General features: G+C 56.9%; 16 protein-coding genes, 1 tRNA gene and 1 pseudogene. 4 read left to right on the top strand and 14 right to left on the bottom strand.

Features of this window, described 5'->3' with window-relative positions:
* Window positions 1-9: 9 nt before the first annotated feature.
* The 3 genes from BW686_RS12490 to BW686_RS12480 form a co-directional block, all read right to left on the bottom strand.
* Entirely contained in the window at window positions 10-942 is a 933-nt protein-coding gene (locus BW686_RS12490) for a 3-keto-5-aminohexanoate cleavage protein (RefSeq protein WP_084917081.1), read from the bottom strand.
* A gap of 90 nt (window positions 943-1,032) precedes the next feature.
* Complete coding sequence (locus BW686_RS12485; protein ID WP_084917080.1) at window positions 1,033-1,821, bottom strand: SDR family oxidoreductase; 789 nt, start codon at window positions 1,819-1,821, stop codon at window positions 1,033-1,035.
* On the bottom strand, window positions 1,818-2,540 hold the full coding sequence (locus BW686_RS12480; protein ID WP_084917079.1) for a GntR family transcriptional regulator: 723 nt from the start codon (window positions 2,538-2,540) through the stop codon (window positions 1,818-1,820). Before BW686_RS12480 ends, BW686_RS12485 begins: the two co-directional genes overlap by 4 nt.
* Before the next feature lie 161 nt (window positions 2,541-2,701).
* Here BW686_RS12480 and BW686_RS26510 point away from each other — a divergent pair, with 161 nt between their 5' ends.
* The gene (locus BW686_RS26510; RefSeq protein ID WP_143514183.1) at window positions 2,702-2,968 is read left to right on the top strand and encodes a hypothetical protein; all 267 of its coding nucleotides are present in this window, start codon (window positions 2,702-2,704) and stop codon (window positions 2,966-2,968) included.
* A 331-nt stretch (window positions 2,969-3,299) separates the two neighbouring features.
* Here the strand turns inward: BW686_RS26510 and BW686_RS12475 are convergent, their stop codons facing one another.
* Window positions 3,300-3,557: a hypothetical protein gene (locus tag BW686_RS12475; RefSeq protein WP_373271013.1), complete on the bottom strand. Its 258-nt coding sequence runs from the start codon at window positions 3,555-3,557 to the stop codon at window positions 3,300-3,302.
* 256 nt (window positions 3,558-3,813) lie between these two features.
* On the opposite strand from BW686_RS12475, the pseudogene BW686_RS12470 reads away from it, so the two are divergent.
* Window positions 3,814-4,381 (top strand): annotated as a pseudogene (locus BW686_RS12470) (tyrosine-type recombinase/integrase); the annotation flags it as partial.
* A gap of 77 nt (window positions 4,382-4,458) precedes the next feature.
* Here the strand turns inward: BW686_RS12470 and BW686_RS12465 are convergent.
* The 9 genes from BW686_RS12465 to thrS form a co-directional block, all read right to left on the bottom strand.
* A tRNA-Pro gene (locus tag BW686_RS12465) sits at window positions 4,459-4,535 on the bottom strand.
* Between the two features lie 85 nt (window positions 4,536-4,620).
* Complete coding sequence (locus tag BW686_RS12460) at window positions 4,621-4,977, bottom strand: MerR family transcriptional regulator (protein WP_005893448.1); 357 nt, start codon at window positions 4,975-4,977, stop codon at window positions 4,621-4,623.
* On the bottom strand, window positions 4,958-5,260 hold the full coding sequence (gene ihfA / locus BW686_RS12455) for an integration host factor subunit alpha (protein WP_002553164.1): 303 nt from the start codon (window positions 5,258-5,260) through the stop codon (window positions 4,958-4,960). The genes BW686_RS12460 and ihfA overlap by 20 nt, the downstream gene beginning before the upstream one ends.
* A gap of 3 nt (window positions 5,261-5,263) precedes the next feature.
* Window positions 5,264-7,642: a phenylalanine--tRNA ligase subunit beta gene (gene pheT / locus BW686_RS12450; RefSeq protein ID WP_084917078.1), complete on the bottom strand. Its 2,379-nt coding sequence runs from the start codon at window positions 7,640-7,642 to the stop codon at window positions 5,264-5,266.
* 28 nt (window positions 7,643-7,670) lie between these two features.
* A complete protein-coding gene (gene pheS, locus BW686_RS12445; RefSeq protein ID WP_003367019.1) occupies window positions 7,671-8,687 on the bottom strand; it encodes a phenylalanine--tRNA ligase subunit alpha in 1,017 nt (338 codons plus the stop codon).
* A gap of 104 nt (window positions 8,688-8,791) precedes the next feature.
* Window positions 8,792-9,148, bottom strand: coding sequence for a 50S ribosomal protein L20 (gene rplT / locus BW686_RS12440; RefSeq protein WP_002553161.1), 357 nt, complete (start codon window positions 9,146-9,148; stop codon window positions 8,792-8,794).
* Window positions 9,149-9,177: 29 nt separating this feature from the next.
* On the bottom strand, window positions 9,178-9,372 hold the full coding sequence (rpmI, locus tag BW686_RS12435; RefSeq protein WP_002553160.1) for a 50S ribosomal protein L35: 195 nt from the start codon (window positions 9,370-9,372) through the stop codon (window positions 9,178-9,180).
* A 60-nt stretch (window positions 9,373-9,432) separates the two neighbouring features.
* Window positions 9,433-9,984, bottom strand: coding sequence for a translation initiation factor IF-3 (gene infC / locus BW686_RS12430; protein ID WP_170855886.1), 552 nt, complete (start codon window positions 9,982-9,984; stop codon window positions 9,433-9,435).
* Window positions 9,984-11,906, bottom strand: coding sequence for a threonine--tRNA ligase (thrS, locus tag BW686_RS12425; protein ID WP_084917077.1), 1,923 nt, complete (start codon window positions 11,904-11,906; stop codon window positions 9,984-9,986). Before thrS ends, infC begins: the two co-directional genes overlap by 1 nt.
* Window positions 11,907-12,255: 349 nt before the next feature.
* On the opposite strand from thrS, the gene BW686_RS12420 reads away from it, so the two are divergent.
* The gene (locus BW686_RS12420; RefSeq protein ID WP_084917076.1) at window positions 12,256-12,561 is read left to right on the top strand and encodes a hypothetical protein; all 306 of its coding nucleotides are present in this window, start codon (window positions 12,256-12,258) and stop codon (window positions 12,559-12,561) included.
* A gap of 296 nt (window positions 12,562-12,857) precedes the next feature.
* Window positions 12,858-13,070 (top strand): cold-shock protein, encoded by a 213-nt coding sequence (locus BW686_RS12415; protein WP_084917075.1) that lies wholly within the window; start codon window positions 12,858-12,860, stop codon window positions 13,068-13,070.
* A 66-nt stretch (window positions 13,071-13,136) separates the two neighbouring features.
* Here BW686_RS12415 and BW686_RS12410 read toward each other — a convergent pair whose 3' ends face one another.
* Window positions 13,137-13,475 (bottom strand): I78 family peptidase inhibitor, encoded by a 339-nt coding sequence (locus BW686_RS12410; protein WP_084917074.1) that lies wholly within the window; start codon window positions 13,473-13,475, stop codon window positions 13,137-13,139.
* Between the last annotated feature and the right edge of the window lie 188 nt (window positions 13,476-13,663).

Genomic DNA, 13,663 nt, shown 5'->3' with positions numbered 1-13,663 from the left:
GACGCCTGACTAAAAGTCGACCTTGTCCTGGCCTTTCAGGTCGAGAAGTTCACGGGCTTCATCCGGCGTTGCCACCCGCCCGCCCAACGCTTCGATAATCGTGCGAATACGCCTGACCTGATCGGCATTGGACGCCGCCAGCTTGCCCGGCCCGTCCCACAGCGAGTCTTCAAGGCCGACACGCACATGACTGCCCATCGACAGCCCCATAGTGCCCAGCGGAATCTGATTGCGGCCAGCCCCCAGAATCGACCATTGATAAGCATCGCCAAACAGACGGTCAGCCGTGCGACGCATGTGCGCCAGATCTTCAGGGTGCCCCCCGATGCCTCCGCGCAAACCAAATACCGACTGGATGAAAATCGGTGCCTTGAGCAAACCGCGCTGCAGAAAGTGCGCTGCGGTGTACAGATGACCGATGTCGTAGCATTCAATTTCAAAGCGCGTGCGGTTCTCGGCACAGGTATTGAGGATATGAGTGATGTCGCGGAAGGTGTTACGGAATATCCGGTCATCACTCTCGGCCAGGTAGGGCCGCTCCCAGTCGTGCTTGAATTCGCTATAGCGATCGAGCATCTCGTACAAACCGAAGTTCATGGACCCCATGTTCAGCGAGGCAAGTTCCGGCTTGAGCTGCGCCACGGGTTGCAAGCGCTCTTCCACGCCCATCGTCGGCGCACCGCCGGTGGTGATGTTGATCACCACGTCGCTCCTCGCCTTGATCTGCGGCAGGAACTGCCGAAACAGGTCGACATCCTGACTGGGACGCCCGTCAACCGGATCACGGGCATGCAAGTGGACAATGGATGCGCCGGCCTCGGCGGCACCGATGGCTGCATCGGCGATTTCCTGGGGCGTGATCGGCAAATGAGGCGACATCGACGGGGTATGGATGGCCCCCGTGACCGCGCAGGTGATGATGACCGGACGTTTTTGGGGCATGAGCATTCTCCATTCTTGTTGTTGGTGAGAAGTCTGATGTGGAACATGACTCGGGCGGTGTCCGGTCATTGATGCTATCGGGCTGAATCCTCAGAGGTACTCGACGTTGCCATCCACACTGATAGCCTGCCCTGTGATATTGCGGGCGGCAGGCGAGCATAGAAACAGCGCCATCGCGGCAACGTCTTCGGCGGTGACCATGCGCTTGAGCGAAATCTTCTTCAGGTACTCCTCGCGCATCTCGGCTTCCGGCACGTTCATCTGTTGCGCACGGGCACGAATCACACCCTCCATTCGCGGACCTTCAACGATGCCCGGCAGCAAGGCATTGACGCGGATGTCGCTTTCGCCCAGCTCGGACGCCAAGGACTTCATCAGGCCGACAATCGCCCATTTGGTCGCGGCATACGGCGTACGCCAGGCATAGCCCAGGCGACCCGCGACCGAGGCAATATGGATGAGATGCCCATTGGGCGATGCCTTGAGCAACGGTACTGCGTGATGAGCAAAGCGGTACTGCCCGGTCAGGTTGATGTCGATGGTGCGCTGCCACTCGTCCTCGGTAATGGCATCGATGCCCGCCGTAGGACCCGCGATCCCGGCGTTATTGATCAGCACATCAAGACCACCGAACTGTTCGCGCTGCACCCTGAATACCGCTTCGATCTGCGCCGGATCTGCGACGTCTGCGTGGGTGGCGACGCTGTTCGGATACCGGTCGAGAAATGCCGTAATGGCCGGCTCACTGACATCACACACATGCACCTTTGCACCTGCTTCCATATAGGCCGCGGCCAGCACTTCACCGATCCCGGCTGCACCGCCGGAAATCAGGACCCGCAGCCCGGTGTAGGGAACTAGCCGATTGAGAACGCTCATGCTTTTTTCACTCCCGAGACACGCGACCTGGAGCGGTCGCTCTTTGCGATCAGGCGCGTCAGAGAATCCGCGGCCTGCATGATGTCGTCAGTGACCGCGGCACGAGCTGCCGCCCCGTCACGCGCCGCCAGCGCCTCGACGATACGGTTGTGCGCCTCCATCGAACGCTGAAGATGCGCCCTGTCCGGCGCGACAAGCGCGAAACACGGGCCTATGTGCAACCAGAAATTCTCCACCGCCGCAACGATCAGTTCAGCCTTGGCCACCGCGTAAATGCGTCGATGAAAAGCAAAGTTGGTCCACAGATAGAGGGCGACATCGACGTTGTCCGCAGCCTTCTGCATCTGCCCACAGAGCAGGCTGATGTCCGCAAGATCGGCGTCGTTGATCAGAATCACCGCTTTCTCGGCCAGCAGGCCTTCCAGCGCAACCCTGGCATCACGAATCTCGCGCAGCCGCTCCGGGGTCATCATGGGCACGCGCAGACGAGCGGTTTCGGTGACTTCGAAGGCGTTCTCGGCACTCAAACGATTCAAGGCTTCGCGCACCGGCATCGGACTGGAACCCAACGCCTCGGCAAGCCCCCGGATCGTCAGCTTCTGACCAGGCTGAAAGCGCCCGCTCATCAACGCTTCGCGGATCTGCCGATAGACCTGATCTTGAAGGGTATCGCGAGAAACCTGACGCATGGCAGGCAGGAGGATCGGACGGTCGGTCATGGGGAGTGACTCATATTGGCGTTCTTATGGGCTAAATATGTGATCACAAATAACATATGTCAAATTGTTTTTGAGCGAGCGAGGTTTGGGTGATCGTTCCCATCGCGGGCCAAGGACTGCACGTCTGTGCAAGGAGCGGCGAGTGCTGCCGGGCATGAACAATGGATACCAGCCTTCGCTTCGTGCAGGCGCTGATCGTTGTGTGCGTGCCTCAGTCAAGGATGGCGTGGGTGCCTGCCGATGCCAGTCAACCGAACGCGCACGAAAGCAAAAAAGGCTTACGAGTCGCCGACGATTTTTTCTATGAAACGAAGGGTGAGAGTTTGCAGGATCATCCAGCGCGTCAGGTAGCGCCAGGTATTGCTGGAACAAGTCACCGCCAACGGCATCACCGAGGGCTACGGCGACTGAAGGGTGATGGCAATTGACGAGGACTCAGCCCCACTCTGCTCTACCGCCATGCCCACCCAGCCAGAGAGAAAGTAGACAAGACAGCGCGAATCTACAGAGGGTGGCAGGCCCGCGCCAAGCTGAACACCTCGCAGTCAACCCCCTCTCAACCAATTCAACGCATGCAGCCTTAACAAGCTTTATCAAACAAAGGCGAGCACTAAGGTGGGGCTATAAAGCGACTGACTTTAATTAAACCGCCCCGAAATACACCTAGCAATCAAGACCATGATTAGTAGCCGACTACCGGTTCTGGAACAGTGCTGCCGCAAAGCTTACTTTACGGCAGCCGTTTTAACTACGGCAGCATTAGTCACACTCGAGTGGGTGGTAACGGCATGGATCATTGACATTCGTGTGGTTTGGAATGCGGATAGCCAGCTGCATCGGCGCTGCTTTCGAATCCTTGGAGGCATTGCCTGCGCCCTGAACAAGCGCATATTTCCCATCGACTGCAGGGGCGGATGGCTTGGAAGCCGCAGCGAATGCCACGCCTTGCAGGCTAATCACCGCGACAGTTGTCATGACAAACCCTTTCAGCACGGATGTTTTTGTAATGCTGTTCATGGCATTTCCTCTGGGTTATTAATAGCTCGACAGCCTAAGAGGCTCCGATTCATATGTCACATGGCAGGCAAACTGCAATACACATACTGTACCTACTTTGTGACAGCAGCTGCATTGCGCTGAAGGTGAATAAAACTTCATCTGATTCGATTACAAAGTTAGCTTACCTCCCCAATGCTCTCGACACCGTATCGCCCTCATCGAACCTATACCAAATAACTTGTCAGCCACGTGTGCGAAGGACAATGGCGATGTTCAGGTGAACACCAGCTGCCGCGGGCAGGAGGTTTGTAAGCTGCAATGGGATTGGGAGATTGCGGTGCCGGAGCTGGGAACGAGCGTGTTCCTGATCCCGGCGGGTTTTGGCGGCCGAAGCGCGAAGGCCGGTGTGAAAAACCGGATGAGCGCTTGGTGGTGCTGAACGACGTTGCAAAATCGATTATTGAAAGGCAGCGCGGAAAGCACAAGCTGTTCGTGTTTCCGTACGGTGAAGGGAAACGACGGTTCATCGCATGAATGATTCAGCCTGGAAGAAGGCGCGAATCAGGGCGGCTAAGAAGTGGCAGGAGAAGTACTTGAGGCCTGCGCATGACGGATTTTTGAAAATCCGCATCCACGACCGCAAGCATTCGTTCGGAAGAAGGCTGCGCGCCGCTGGAGTGACCAAGGAAGACCGCAAAGCTTTGCTCGGTCACAAGAATGGCAGCATCACCAGCCACTGCTCGGGCGCTGAGCTCGGGCATTTGATTGAAGCTGCGAACATGGTTTCAGCAACCGATTCACGCGGACCGGTTCTGACTATTCTGAAGAGGAGGCAGGCATAAAAACAACGAGTCACGCAAAAGTCACGCGCATGAAAAAGGCCAATGCTGCGAACATCGGCCTAAATCATTGAATTATATGGTCGGGACGGAGTGATTCGAACACTCGACCCCTAGCACCCCATGCTAGTGCGCTACCGGACTGCGCTACGCCCCGACTAGGCGTGTATCTGTTTTTGCAACCTGCGAAAACGTTGAAGAATATACCCTAAGCGTTTGAATTATGGAAGTATCTTGCTCGATTACGCTTTGAGCATGACCAGCACGTCTTCCAGTTCGGCAATCATCTCCCGAATCATCTGCTTGTACTGCTGGGTATCGTCCTTCGGTTCGCCGGTGGTGAGACGAAGCCGGGCTCCACCGATGGTGAAGCCTTGGTCGTAGAGCAAGCCGCGGATCTGGCGGATCATCAGCACGTCCTGGCGCTGATAATACCGACGGTTTCCGCGTCTTTTGACGGGGTTGAGCTGAGGAAATTCCTGCTCCCAATAACGCAAAACGTGCGGTTTTACCGCGCAGAGCTCGCTGACCTCACCGATGGTGAAGTAGCGTTTGCCGGGGATCGGCGGTAGCTCGTCGTTATGACTTGGTTCCAGCATATGCCTCAACTCGGGCTTTCAACTTCTGCCCTGGACGAAAGGTGACCACACGGCGCGCCGTAATCGGAATTTCTTCACCGGTCTTGGGATTTCTCCCAGGCCGCTGGCGCTTGTCTCGAAGGTCGAAGTTGCCAAAACCTGACAACTTCACCTGCTCGTTATCTTCCAGAGCGTGCCTGATTTCTTCAAAAAACAGTTCAACCAATTCCTTGGCTTCCCGTTTATTCAGGCCCAGCTCTTCGTACAGACGTTCGGCCATCTCAGCTTTCGTCAGAGCCCCCATACGCTACTTCCTTAACGTGGCGTTTAACCTCTCCTCTAGCGAGGTGAGGATAGCAAGTGTCGTTGCGTTTACCTCATCGTCATTAAGAGTGCGCGATGGATGCTGCCAGGTCAAGCCGACTGCAAGGCTTTTTCTATGTGGATCAATGCCTTTACCCTGGTAAACATCAAATAACCTGAGGTCTGTGAGCCACTCGCCTGCTTTTTCACGAATCACGTCCAGAACAGCACTGGCTGAAACGTCGCGGTCGGCCAGCAACGCCAGGTCGCGACGCACTTCGGGGAAGCGCGACAACTCGTGGAATTTCGGCAAGCGACCGGTGGCCACTTCGCCCAGCACCAGCTCAAAAACGAACACCGGACGGTCCAGACCCAGGGTTTTCGACAATTCAGGATGGATGGCACCCAGAAAGCCGACTTCACGACCGTCGCGCTCGATGCGAGCAGTCTGGCCTGGGTGCAGGGCTGGATGCTGGCCCGGCGTGAATATGAATTCACCCAATGCACCGGCGAACCCCAGAACCGCTTCGACATCGGCTTTGACGTCGAAGAAGTCGACCGTGTCGCGGCCTTGTGCCCAGCCTTCCGGCAGGCGGCTACCGCATACAACACCGGCCAGCATCGGCTCTTGCTTCAAGCCGTCGAGCTGACCGACGAAACGCAGGCCGCTTTCGAACAGGCGAACACGGTCTTGCTGGCGATTGAGGTTGTGCTGCAACGCCTTGACCAGACCCGGCCACAACGAGGCGCGCATGGCGGCCATGTCGTTGGAGATCGGATTGGCCAGCAACAGCGGCTTGGCGCCCGGCGTGAACAGTTCGAACCACTTGGGATCGATGAAGCTGTAAGTGATTGCTTCCTGATACCCACGCGCAACCAGCAGGCGGCGCAGCTCGGGCAGGTCGCCTTTGGCTTCTGCCTTGGCTTGAGGTGCCAGGCGGGCTTGCGGGTAACGGACCGGCAAACGGTTGTAGCCGTAAAGGCGCGCCAGCTCCTCGATCAGGTCGACTTCAAGGCTGATGTCGAAACGATGACTGGGCACGTCGACACACCATTGGCCATCAGCTTCGGCGGAAACGGTCAGACCGAGCCCGGTCAGCAGACGTTCGATCTCAGCATTTTCAATGACCAGACCAAGCATTTGCTCGACACGGCTCGCGCGCAAGGTGATGGGTGCAATTGAAGGCAGGTGCTGTTCACTGACCACCTCGATCACAGGGCCCGCTTCGCCACCAGTGATCTCCAGCAGCAGGCCGGTGGCACGCTCCATTGCTTCACGGGCCAGTTGCCAGTCCACACCGCGCTCGTAACGGTGCGAGGCATCAGTGTGCAGACCGTAGGAACGTGCCTTGCCAGCCACCGAGATGGTGTCGAAAAATGCGCTTTCGAGAAAGAGGTCGCGAGTGCCAGCCGTGACGCCGCTGTGCTCGCCGCCCATCACGCCGGCAATGGCCAGTGCGCGCTGGTGGTCGGCGATGACCAGTGTGTCGGCACGCAGGCTGACTTCCTGGCCATCGAGCAGAACGAGCTTCTCGCCCTCCTCGGCCATACGTACGCGGATCCCGCCGTTGATTTCGGCCAGGTCGAACGCATGCAGGGGCTGGCCCAGCTCCAGCATCACGTAGTTGGTGATGTCGACAGCCGCGTCGATGCTGCGCACGTCGGAACGGCGCAGGCGCTCGACCATCCACAGCGGGGTCGGACGCGACAGGTCGACATTGCGAATCACACGACCCAGGTAGCGCGGGCAGGCAGCCGGAGCCAACACCTCCACCGGACGCACTTCATCGTGTACAGCGCTGACGGCAGCAACTTGCGGGCGGGTGACGTCAGCGGCGTACAGCGCGCCGACTTCACGTGCAATACCAGCCACTGACAGGCAATCACCACGGTTCGGGGTCAGGTCGACCTCGATGCTGGCGTCGTCCAGGCCCAGGTAGACACGAATATCCTGACCCACCGGCGCATCAGCTGCCAGTTCCATCAGGCCATCGTTGCCTTCACCGGCCTGCAACTCGGCAGCGGAACACAGCATGCCGTTGGACTCGACGCCGCGCAGCTTGGCTTTCTTGATTTTGAAGTCGCCCGGCAGTTCGGCACCGATCATGGCGAACGGAATTTTCAGGCCCGGGCGCACATTTGGCGCGCCGCAGACGACCTGAAAGGTTTCGCTGCCATTGCTGACCTGGCAAACGCGCAATTTATCGGCATCAGGGTGCTGCTCGGTGCTCAGCACCTCACCCACCACTACACCGGTGAAAACGCCGGCGGCCAGCGTCACGCTGTCAACCTCAAGACCGGCCATCGACAGACGAGCAACCAGCTCGTCGCGGGAGACCTGCGGGCTTACCCAGCCGCGCAGCCATTGTTCACTGAATTTCATCCTGCTCTCCTGAAAGGTTCGTTACGACTTAGCGAAATTGCGCGAGGAACCGCAAATCGTTGTCGAAGAACAGGCGCAAATCATTGACGCCGTAACGCAGCATGGCCAGACGCTCTACGCCCATGCCGAACGCGAAGCCCTGAAACTCTTCAGGGTCGATGCCGGACATGCGCAATACGTTCGGATGAACCATGCCGCAGCCCATGACTTCAAGCCAGCCGGTCTGCTTGCAGACGCGGCAGCCCTTGCCACTGCACATCACGCATTCCATATCCACTTCCGCCGAAGGCTCGGTGAAAGGGAAATACGAAGGACGGAAACGCACGGCCAGCTCTTTTTCGAAGAACACCCGCAGGAACTCTTCGATGGTGCCTTTCAGGTCGGCGAAATTGATGTCGCGATCAACCAGCAGACCTTCGATCTGGTGGAACATCGGCGAGTGGGTAATATCGGAGTCGCTGCGGTACACACGGCCTGGGCAGACAATGCGGATCGGCGGCTGTTGCGATTCCATGGTGCGGACCTGTACCGGAGAGGTATGGGTGCGCAACAGCATGTTCGCATTGAAATAGAAGGTGTCATGCATCGACCGGGCCGGGTGGTGGCCTGGGATGTTGAGCGCCTCGAAGTTGTGATAATCGTCTTCGACTTCAGGGCCTTCGGCGATGCCGTAGCCGATGTGCGTGAAGAACTGCTCGATACGCTCCAGAGTTCGGGTAATCGGGTGCAGACCACCAGAGGTCTGACCGCGGCCCGGCAGGGTCACGTCGATGCATTCGGCGGCGAGTCTGGCAGTGAGTTCTGCCTGCTCGAACGATGCCTTGCGTGCATTGAGGACCTCTGTGACACGCTCCTTGGCAACGTTGATCAGCGCGCCGACTTGCGGACGCTCTTCAGCCGGCAGGTTTCCCAGGGTCTTCATCACCTGAGTCAACTCGCCTTTCTTGCCGAGGTAGTGAACCCGGATTTGCTCCAGGGCATTGATATCTTCGGCGCTTTGCACAGCCTCAAGAGCTTGAGAGACCAGCGCGTCCAGGTTTTCCATGTACAGACTCCAGATACAAAATAGGGGAAGAGCTTTAGGCTCTTCCCCTATTTATGACGTTCAACACCGCCCCCGGAAACCGGGGCCGGTGATTGTCGGGGGACTTAGGCCAAGGTGGCTTTAGCTTTCTCGACAATCGCAGCAAACGCCGCTTTTTCGTTCACTGCCAGATCAGCCAGAACCTTACGGTCGATCTCGATGGACGCTTTTTTCAGGCCGGCAATGAAACGGCTGTAGGACAGACCGTTAACACGAGCACCAGCGTTGATACGAGCGATCCACAGAGCGCGGAACTGACGTTTTTTCTGACGACGGTCACGGTAGGCGTATTGGCCTGCCTTGATTACCGCTTGCTTGGCAACACGGAATACGCGTGAACGCGCGCCGTAGTAGCCTTTAGCAAGTTTCAGAATTTTTTTGTGACGCTTACGGGCAATGACGCCACGCTTTACACGAGCCATGAGTTACTTCCTCTCTATCTTGATCAAAATTAACGAAGGCGCAGCATGCGCTCGACTTTTGCCACGTCGGACGGATGCAGCAAGCTGCTACCGCGCAATTGACGCTTACGCTTTGTCGACATTTTGGTCAGGATGTGGCTCTTGAAAGCGTGCTTGTGCTTGATGCCGTTGGCGGTTTTCAAAAACCGCTTAGCTGCACCACTTTTCGTTTTCATCTTTGGCATGTTCGGATACTCCGCATTCAGTTGATAAATATAACCGCAAGGCCTGCCGTGCCCTGGTGGTTATTTCTTCTTTTTCGGGGCGATGACCATGATCAGCTGGCGTCCTTCCATCTTAGGATGCTGTTCGACGGAACCGTATTCAAGCAGGTCACCTTCAACCCGCTTCAACAATTCCATACCCAGCTCCTGGTGGGCCATCTCACGACCGCGGAATCTCAACGACACCTTGGCCCTGTCCCCGTCACTCAGGAAACGTACCAGGTTGCGTAGTTTTACCTGGTAATCCCCTTCCTCCGTCCCTGGACGAAACTTGATTTCTTTAACCTGGATCTGTTTCTGGTTTTTCTTCGCTGCAGCAACCTGCTTCTTCTTCTCGAAGATCGATTTGCCGTAATCCATCACACGGCAGACCGGAGGGAGTGCGTCGGCAGAAATCTCTACCAGATCCAGCTTCGCCTCTTCGGCTATACGAAGCGCTTCATCAATCGAGACGATGCCAATCTGCTCGCCGTCAGCGCCAATTAAACGAACCTCGCGGGCCGAGATATTTTCATTGATCGGGGCCTTGGGTGCAGCTCGTTTATCTTGTCTCATTTCACGCTTAATAATAATTACTCCGTATCTTGGCGACCACGCCGGGAAACCGCTTGTGCGAGGAATTCAGCGAATTGGGCGACCGGCATCGAGCCAAGGTCAGCGCCTTCACGTGTACGCACAGCGACAGTTTGCATTTCAACTTCCCGATCTCCAATCACGAGGAGATAAGGAACCTTGAGCAAAGTATGCTCACGGATTTTAAAGCCGATCTTTTCATTTCTCAAGTCGGACTTGGCACGAAACCCGCTTTCAGCCAGAGTTTTTTCCACTTCAAGGGCAAAATCGGCCTGTTTGTCAGTGATATTCATGATCACTGCCTGGGTGGGCGCCAGCCAGGCTGGAAACGCGCCTTCGTAATGCTCGATCAGAATACCGATGAAACGCTCGAAGGAACCGAGGATCGCACGGTGCAACATGACCGGATTCTTGCGGCTGTTGTCTTCGGAAACGTACTCGGCACTCAGACGGACCGGCAGATTGAAGTCCAGCTGCAAGGTGCCGCACTGCCAGACACGACCGAGACAATCCTTCAGGGAAAACTCGATTTTCGGACCGTAGAAAGCACCCTCGCCCGGCTGCAAATCATAAGGCAAACCTGCACTGTCAAGCGCGGAGGCCAGCGCGGACTCGGCACGATCCCACAATTCGTCGGAACCCACACGCTTTTCAGGACGAGTGGACAGCTTCAGCTCAATGTCTTTGAAGCCGAAATCGGCATAGACATCCAGTGTCAGCTTGATGAATGCAGCGGACTCGGCCTGCATCTGATCTTCGGTGCAGAAGATGTGAGCATCATCCTGAGTGAAGCCACGCACACGCATGATGCCGTGCAGCGCGCCGGAGGGCTCGTTGCGGTGGCAGGCACCGAACTCGGCCAGGCGCATTGGCAGCTCGCGGTAGCTCTTCAAACCCTGATTGAACACCTGCACGTGGCAAGGGCAGTTCATCGGCTTGATGGCGTAGTCGCGGCTTTCGGACTCGGTGGTGAACATGTTGTCCGCGTAGTTGGCCCAGTGCCCGGATTTTTCCCAGAGCGAGCGATCAACCACTTGCGGGGTCTTGATTTCAAGGTAGCCGTTTTCACGCTGCACCTTGCGCATGTACTGCTCAAGCACCTGATACAGAGTCCAGCCCTGCGGGTGCCAGAAAACCATCCCCGGCGCTTCTTCCTGGGTATGAAACAGGCCCAGACGCTTGCCGATCTTGCGATGGTCGCGCTTTTCAGCCTCTTCAATCCGCTGGATGTAGGCGGCCAGTTGCTTCTTGTCGGCCCAAGCGGTGCCATAAACGCGCTGCAGCTGCTCGTTTTTGGCATCGCCGCGCCAGTAGGCACCCGACAGCTTGGTCAGCTTGAAGGATTTCAGGAAACGGGTATTCGGCACGTGCGGACCACGGCACATGTCGACGTATTCTTCGTGGTAATACAGGCCCATTGCCTGCTCGTTCGGCATGTCTTCGACCAGACGCAGCTTGTAGTCTTCGTGACGGGCGGTGAACACCTCGATCACTTCAGCGCGCGGCGTGACTTTCTTGATGACGTCGTAATCTTTTTCGATCAGCTGCTGCATGCGCTGCTCGATGGCCGCCATGTCGTCCGGCGTGAACGGGCGCTCGTAGGCGATATCGTAATAGAAACCGTCGTCGATGACCGGGCCGATGACCATTTTTGCGGTCGGATACAGCTGTTTGACCGCGTGCCCTACCAGGTGAGCGCAAGAGTGACGGATGATTTCCAGTCCTTCCTGATCCTTGGGGGTGATGATCTGCAGGCTCGCATCGTTTTCGATCAGGTCGCAGGCGTCGACAAGCTTGCCGTCGACTTTACCGGCCACGGTGGCCTTGGCCAGCCCGGCACCGATTGAAAGCGCGACATCGGCTACGGAAACTGCATGATCGAATGAACGCTGACTGCCGTCGGGAAGAGTAATAGTTGGCATGGCGCCTCCTCTCCTAGTGGTGACCCCTACCAAAGGTCACGTGGGTTGGGATGAGCCAGTACGTGATCCGGTGGTATGCCTGCCTCACAGTGGCAGGAGCCTTGGGCCAACCTTGAACCGGACCAGATGACTGGAATGTACGAAAACCCTGCTTGCGCTGCACCGAAAGCCATCAGCAATGGGGCGCTTGAAAATAACAGGACGCGCATCCTAACACAGCCAGGCGTGCCGGGATGCACAGCGACGCAAATCGACCGGAAATAACAGACTGCCTGAACTGGCGAGGCTCAAGGGCGTCTGAAACCATCGAGACCCTTTACGTTTTTATCCAGCAAAAAAGGAGAACACCATGAAGCTTTCATACCTGACCTCCCTCCTCGCCTGCGGTGCAGCCCTGAGTTCGGTGGGTGCCCACGCAGCAATGGACAGTGCGACACGCGCAACCTTTACCCAAGAGTGCGTTGCGGCGGCCAAGCAACAGAAGCTGGATGACAAGCCGGCCACTGCACACTGCGAATGCGCTGCGAAACAGATTGACAGTCACTTTACCGCCCAGGAAATCGCGTCGCTCAGCGACACTAAAGCTGCGCCCCCTGCCGCCTTGACCGCAAAATTGCAGAAACTGGTCGCCGAAAACTGCACCGGCACAAAATAATCGCTTTTTTTAGTCGGGGTGAAACGGGCGTTTCATGCGCTTGCAGCGTTAAGCCCCGGCTTGCCTTAAAGCCTTTTAAATCATGGCCTTTAGCACGCCCGAACCCCGTCGGCCATTCACTTGGGCAGGTCCTCACGAGGCGGCTTGAAGAGTATGACAGGCTTAATGTGGACACCCTTTGGCCAAAGTACTCGAGCGGGTAGCTGTTTTTTTGCTTATTTCGACTATGATAGGCCCGTGTGCCCAGTTGGCCTGAGCAGCACGTTTATTGAAAATTATGTTTCTGGAGATACACCATGTCTAATCGCCAAACCGGCACCGTAAAATGGTTCAACGATGAAAAAGGCTTCGGCTTTATCACTCCACAAGGTGGCGGTGACGACCTGTTCGTACACTTCAAAGCGATCGAAAGCGACGGTTTCAAAAGCCTGAAAGAAGGCCAGACCGTTTCGTTCGTTGCAGAAAAAGGCCAGAAGGGCATGCAAGCAGCACAAGTCCGCGTTGACTGATTCATTCGGCGCAAAAAAACCCCGTCACTGACGGGGTTTTTTATGCGCGACAGAAAAGCCGCCGACTCAACCGCAGTTGATGCGCGTCACTTTTCCAGAGGCGTCGGTGTTGACGTTGACACGCTCGGATCGGTACTCCAGCGTGACCATGTCGTCAGGCCCGAGAATGCGCGCATCCTGCGAACCGGTGCGGGCGCGCACTTGTGAAAGCAGGTCGATAGAAGCAGGCTTGCCGATTGCGAACTGGGCAGGGTCTGCGTCACAGCGACCGGGGATGGCGCTGCTGGCCGGCGTACTGGCTGCCTGAGCGGATGTCTCGGTATTCGGTTCGGATGAAGTGCTGCTGCACCCTGCCAGCACTGACGCCACAACCATAAAACCCAATGTTGCGAATTTCCGGGGCATACACCCTCCTCTGCCAATAAACATTTCCAGACCTGGTCCGACCGCATTCAAACGCGTTGGTTGCACACGGCACCCCGCAAGTCGCCGCTAACCCGCTGATCTGACAAGGCCATGAGTCTGCACGGGCATCGCGCCACGTGCGCGAACAAATCGTCACAAAACGTTTATACGGCCTGTCATTGATCTGG

Source organism: Pseudomonas syringae, from assembly GCF_002157375.1.
Classification (GTDB): Bacteria; Pseudomonadota; Gammaproteobacteria; order Pseudomonadales; family Pseudomonadaceae; genus Aquipseudomonas; species Aquipseudomonas syringae_T.
Note: the sequence above shows the minus strand (reverse complement) of the source record. Positions and strands in the feature narration are given on the sequence as shown.

Bases quoted from the DNA above. Each gene is read 5' to 3' on its own strand.
- BW686_RS12490 (WP_084917081.1), bottom strand. From the start codon at position 942: ATGCCCCAAAAACGTCCGGTCATCATCACCTGCGCGGTCACGGGGGCC.
- BW686_RS12485 (WP_084917080.1), bottom strand. From the start codon at position 1,821: ATGAGCGTTCTCAATCGGCTAGTTCCCTACACCGGGCTGCGGGTCCTG.
- BW686_RS12480 (WP_084917079.1), bottom strand. From the start codon at position 2,540: ATGACCGACCGTCCGATCCTCCTGCCTGCCATGCGTCAGGTTTCTCGC.
- BW686_RS26510 (WP_143514183.1), top strand. From the start codon at position 2,702: ATGGATACCAGCCTTCGCTTCGTGCAGGCGCTGATCGTTGTGTGCGTG.
- BW686_RS12475 (WP_373271013.1), bottom strand. From the start codon at position 3,557: ATGAACAGCATTACAAAAACATCCGTGCTGAAAGGGTTTGTCATGACA.
- BW686_RS12460 (WP_005893448.1), bottom strand. From the start codon at position 4,977: ATGCTGGAACCAAGTCATAACGACGAGCTACCGCCGATCCCCGGCAAA.
- ihfA (WP_002553164.1), bottom strand. From the start codon at position 5,260: ATGGGGGCTCTGACGAAAGCTGAGATGGCCGAACGTCTGTACGAAGAG.
- pheT (WP_084917078.1), bottom strand. From the start codon at position 7,642: ATGAAATTCAGTGAACAATGGCTGCGCGGCTGGGTAAGCCCGCAGGTC.
- pheS (WP_003367019.1), bottom strand. From the start codon at position 8,687: ATGGAAAACCTGGACGCGCTGGTCTCTCAAGCTCTTGAGGCTGTGCAA.
- rplT (WP_002553161.1), bottom strand. From the start codon at position 9,148: ATGGCTCGTGTAAAGCGTGGCGTCATTGCCCGTAAGCGTCACAAAAAA.
- rpmI (WP_002553160.1), bottom strand. From the start codon at position 9,372: ATGCCAAAGATGAAAACGAAAAGTGGTGCAGCTAAGCGGTTTTTGAAA.
- thrS (WP_084917077.1), bottom strand. From the start codon at position 11,906: ATGCCAACTATTACTCTTCCCGACGGCAGTCAGCGTTCATTCGATCAT.
- BW686_RS12420 (WP_084917076.1), top strand. From the start codon at position 12,256: ATGAAGCTTTCATACCTGACCTCCCTCCTCGCCTGCGGTGCAGCCCTG.
- BW686_RS12415 (WP_084917075.1), top strand. From the start codon at position 12,858: ATGTCTAATCGCCAAACCGGCACCGTAAAATGGTTCAACGATGAAAAA.
- BW686_RS12410 (WP_084917074.1), bottom strand. From the start codon at position 13,475: ATGCCCCGGAAATTCGCAACATTGGGTTTTATGGTTGTGGCGTCAGTG.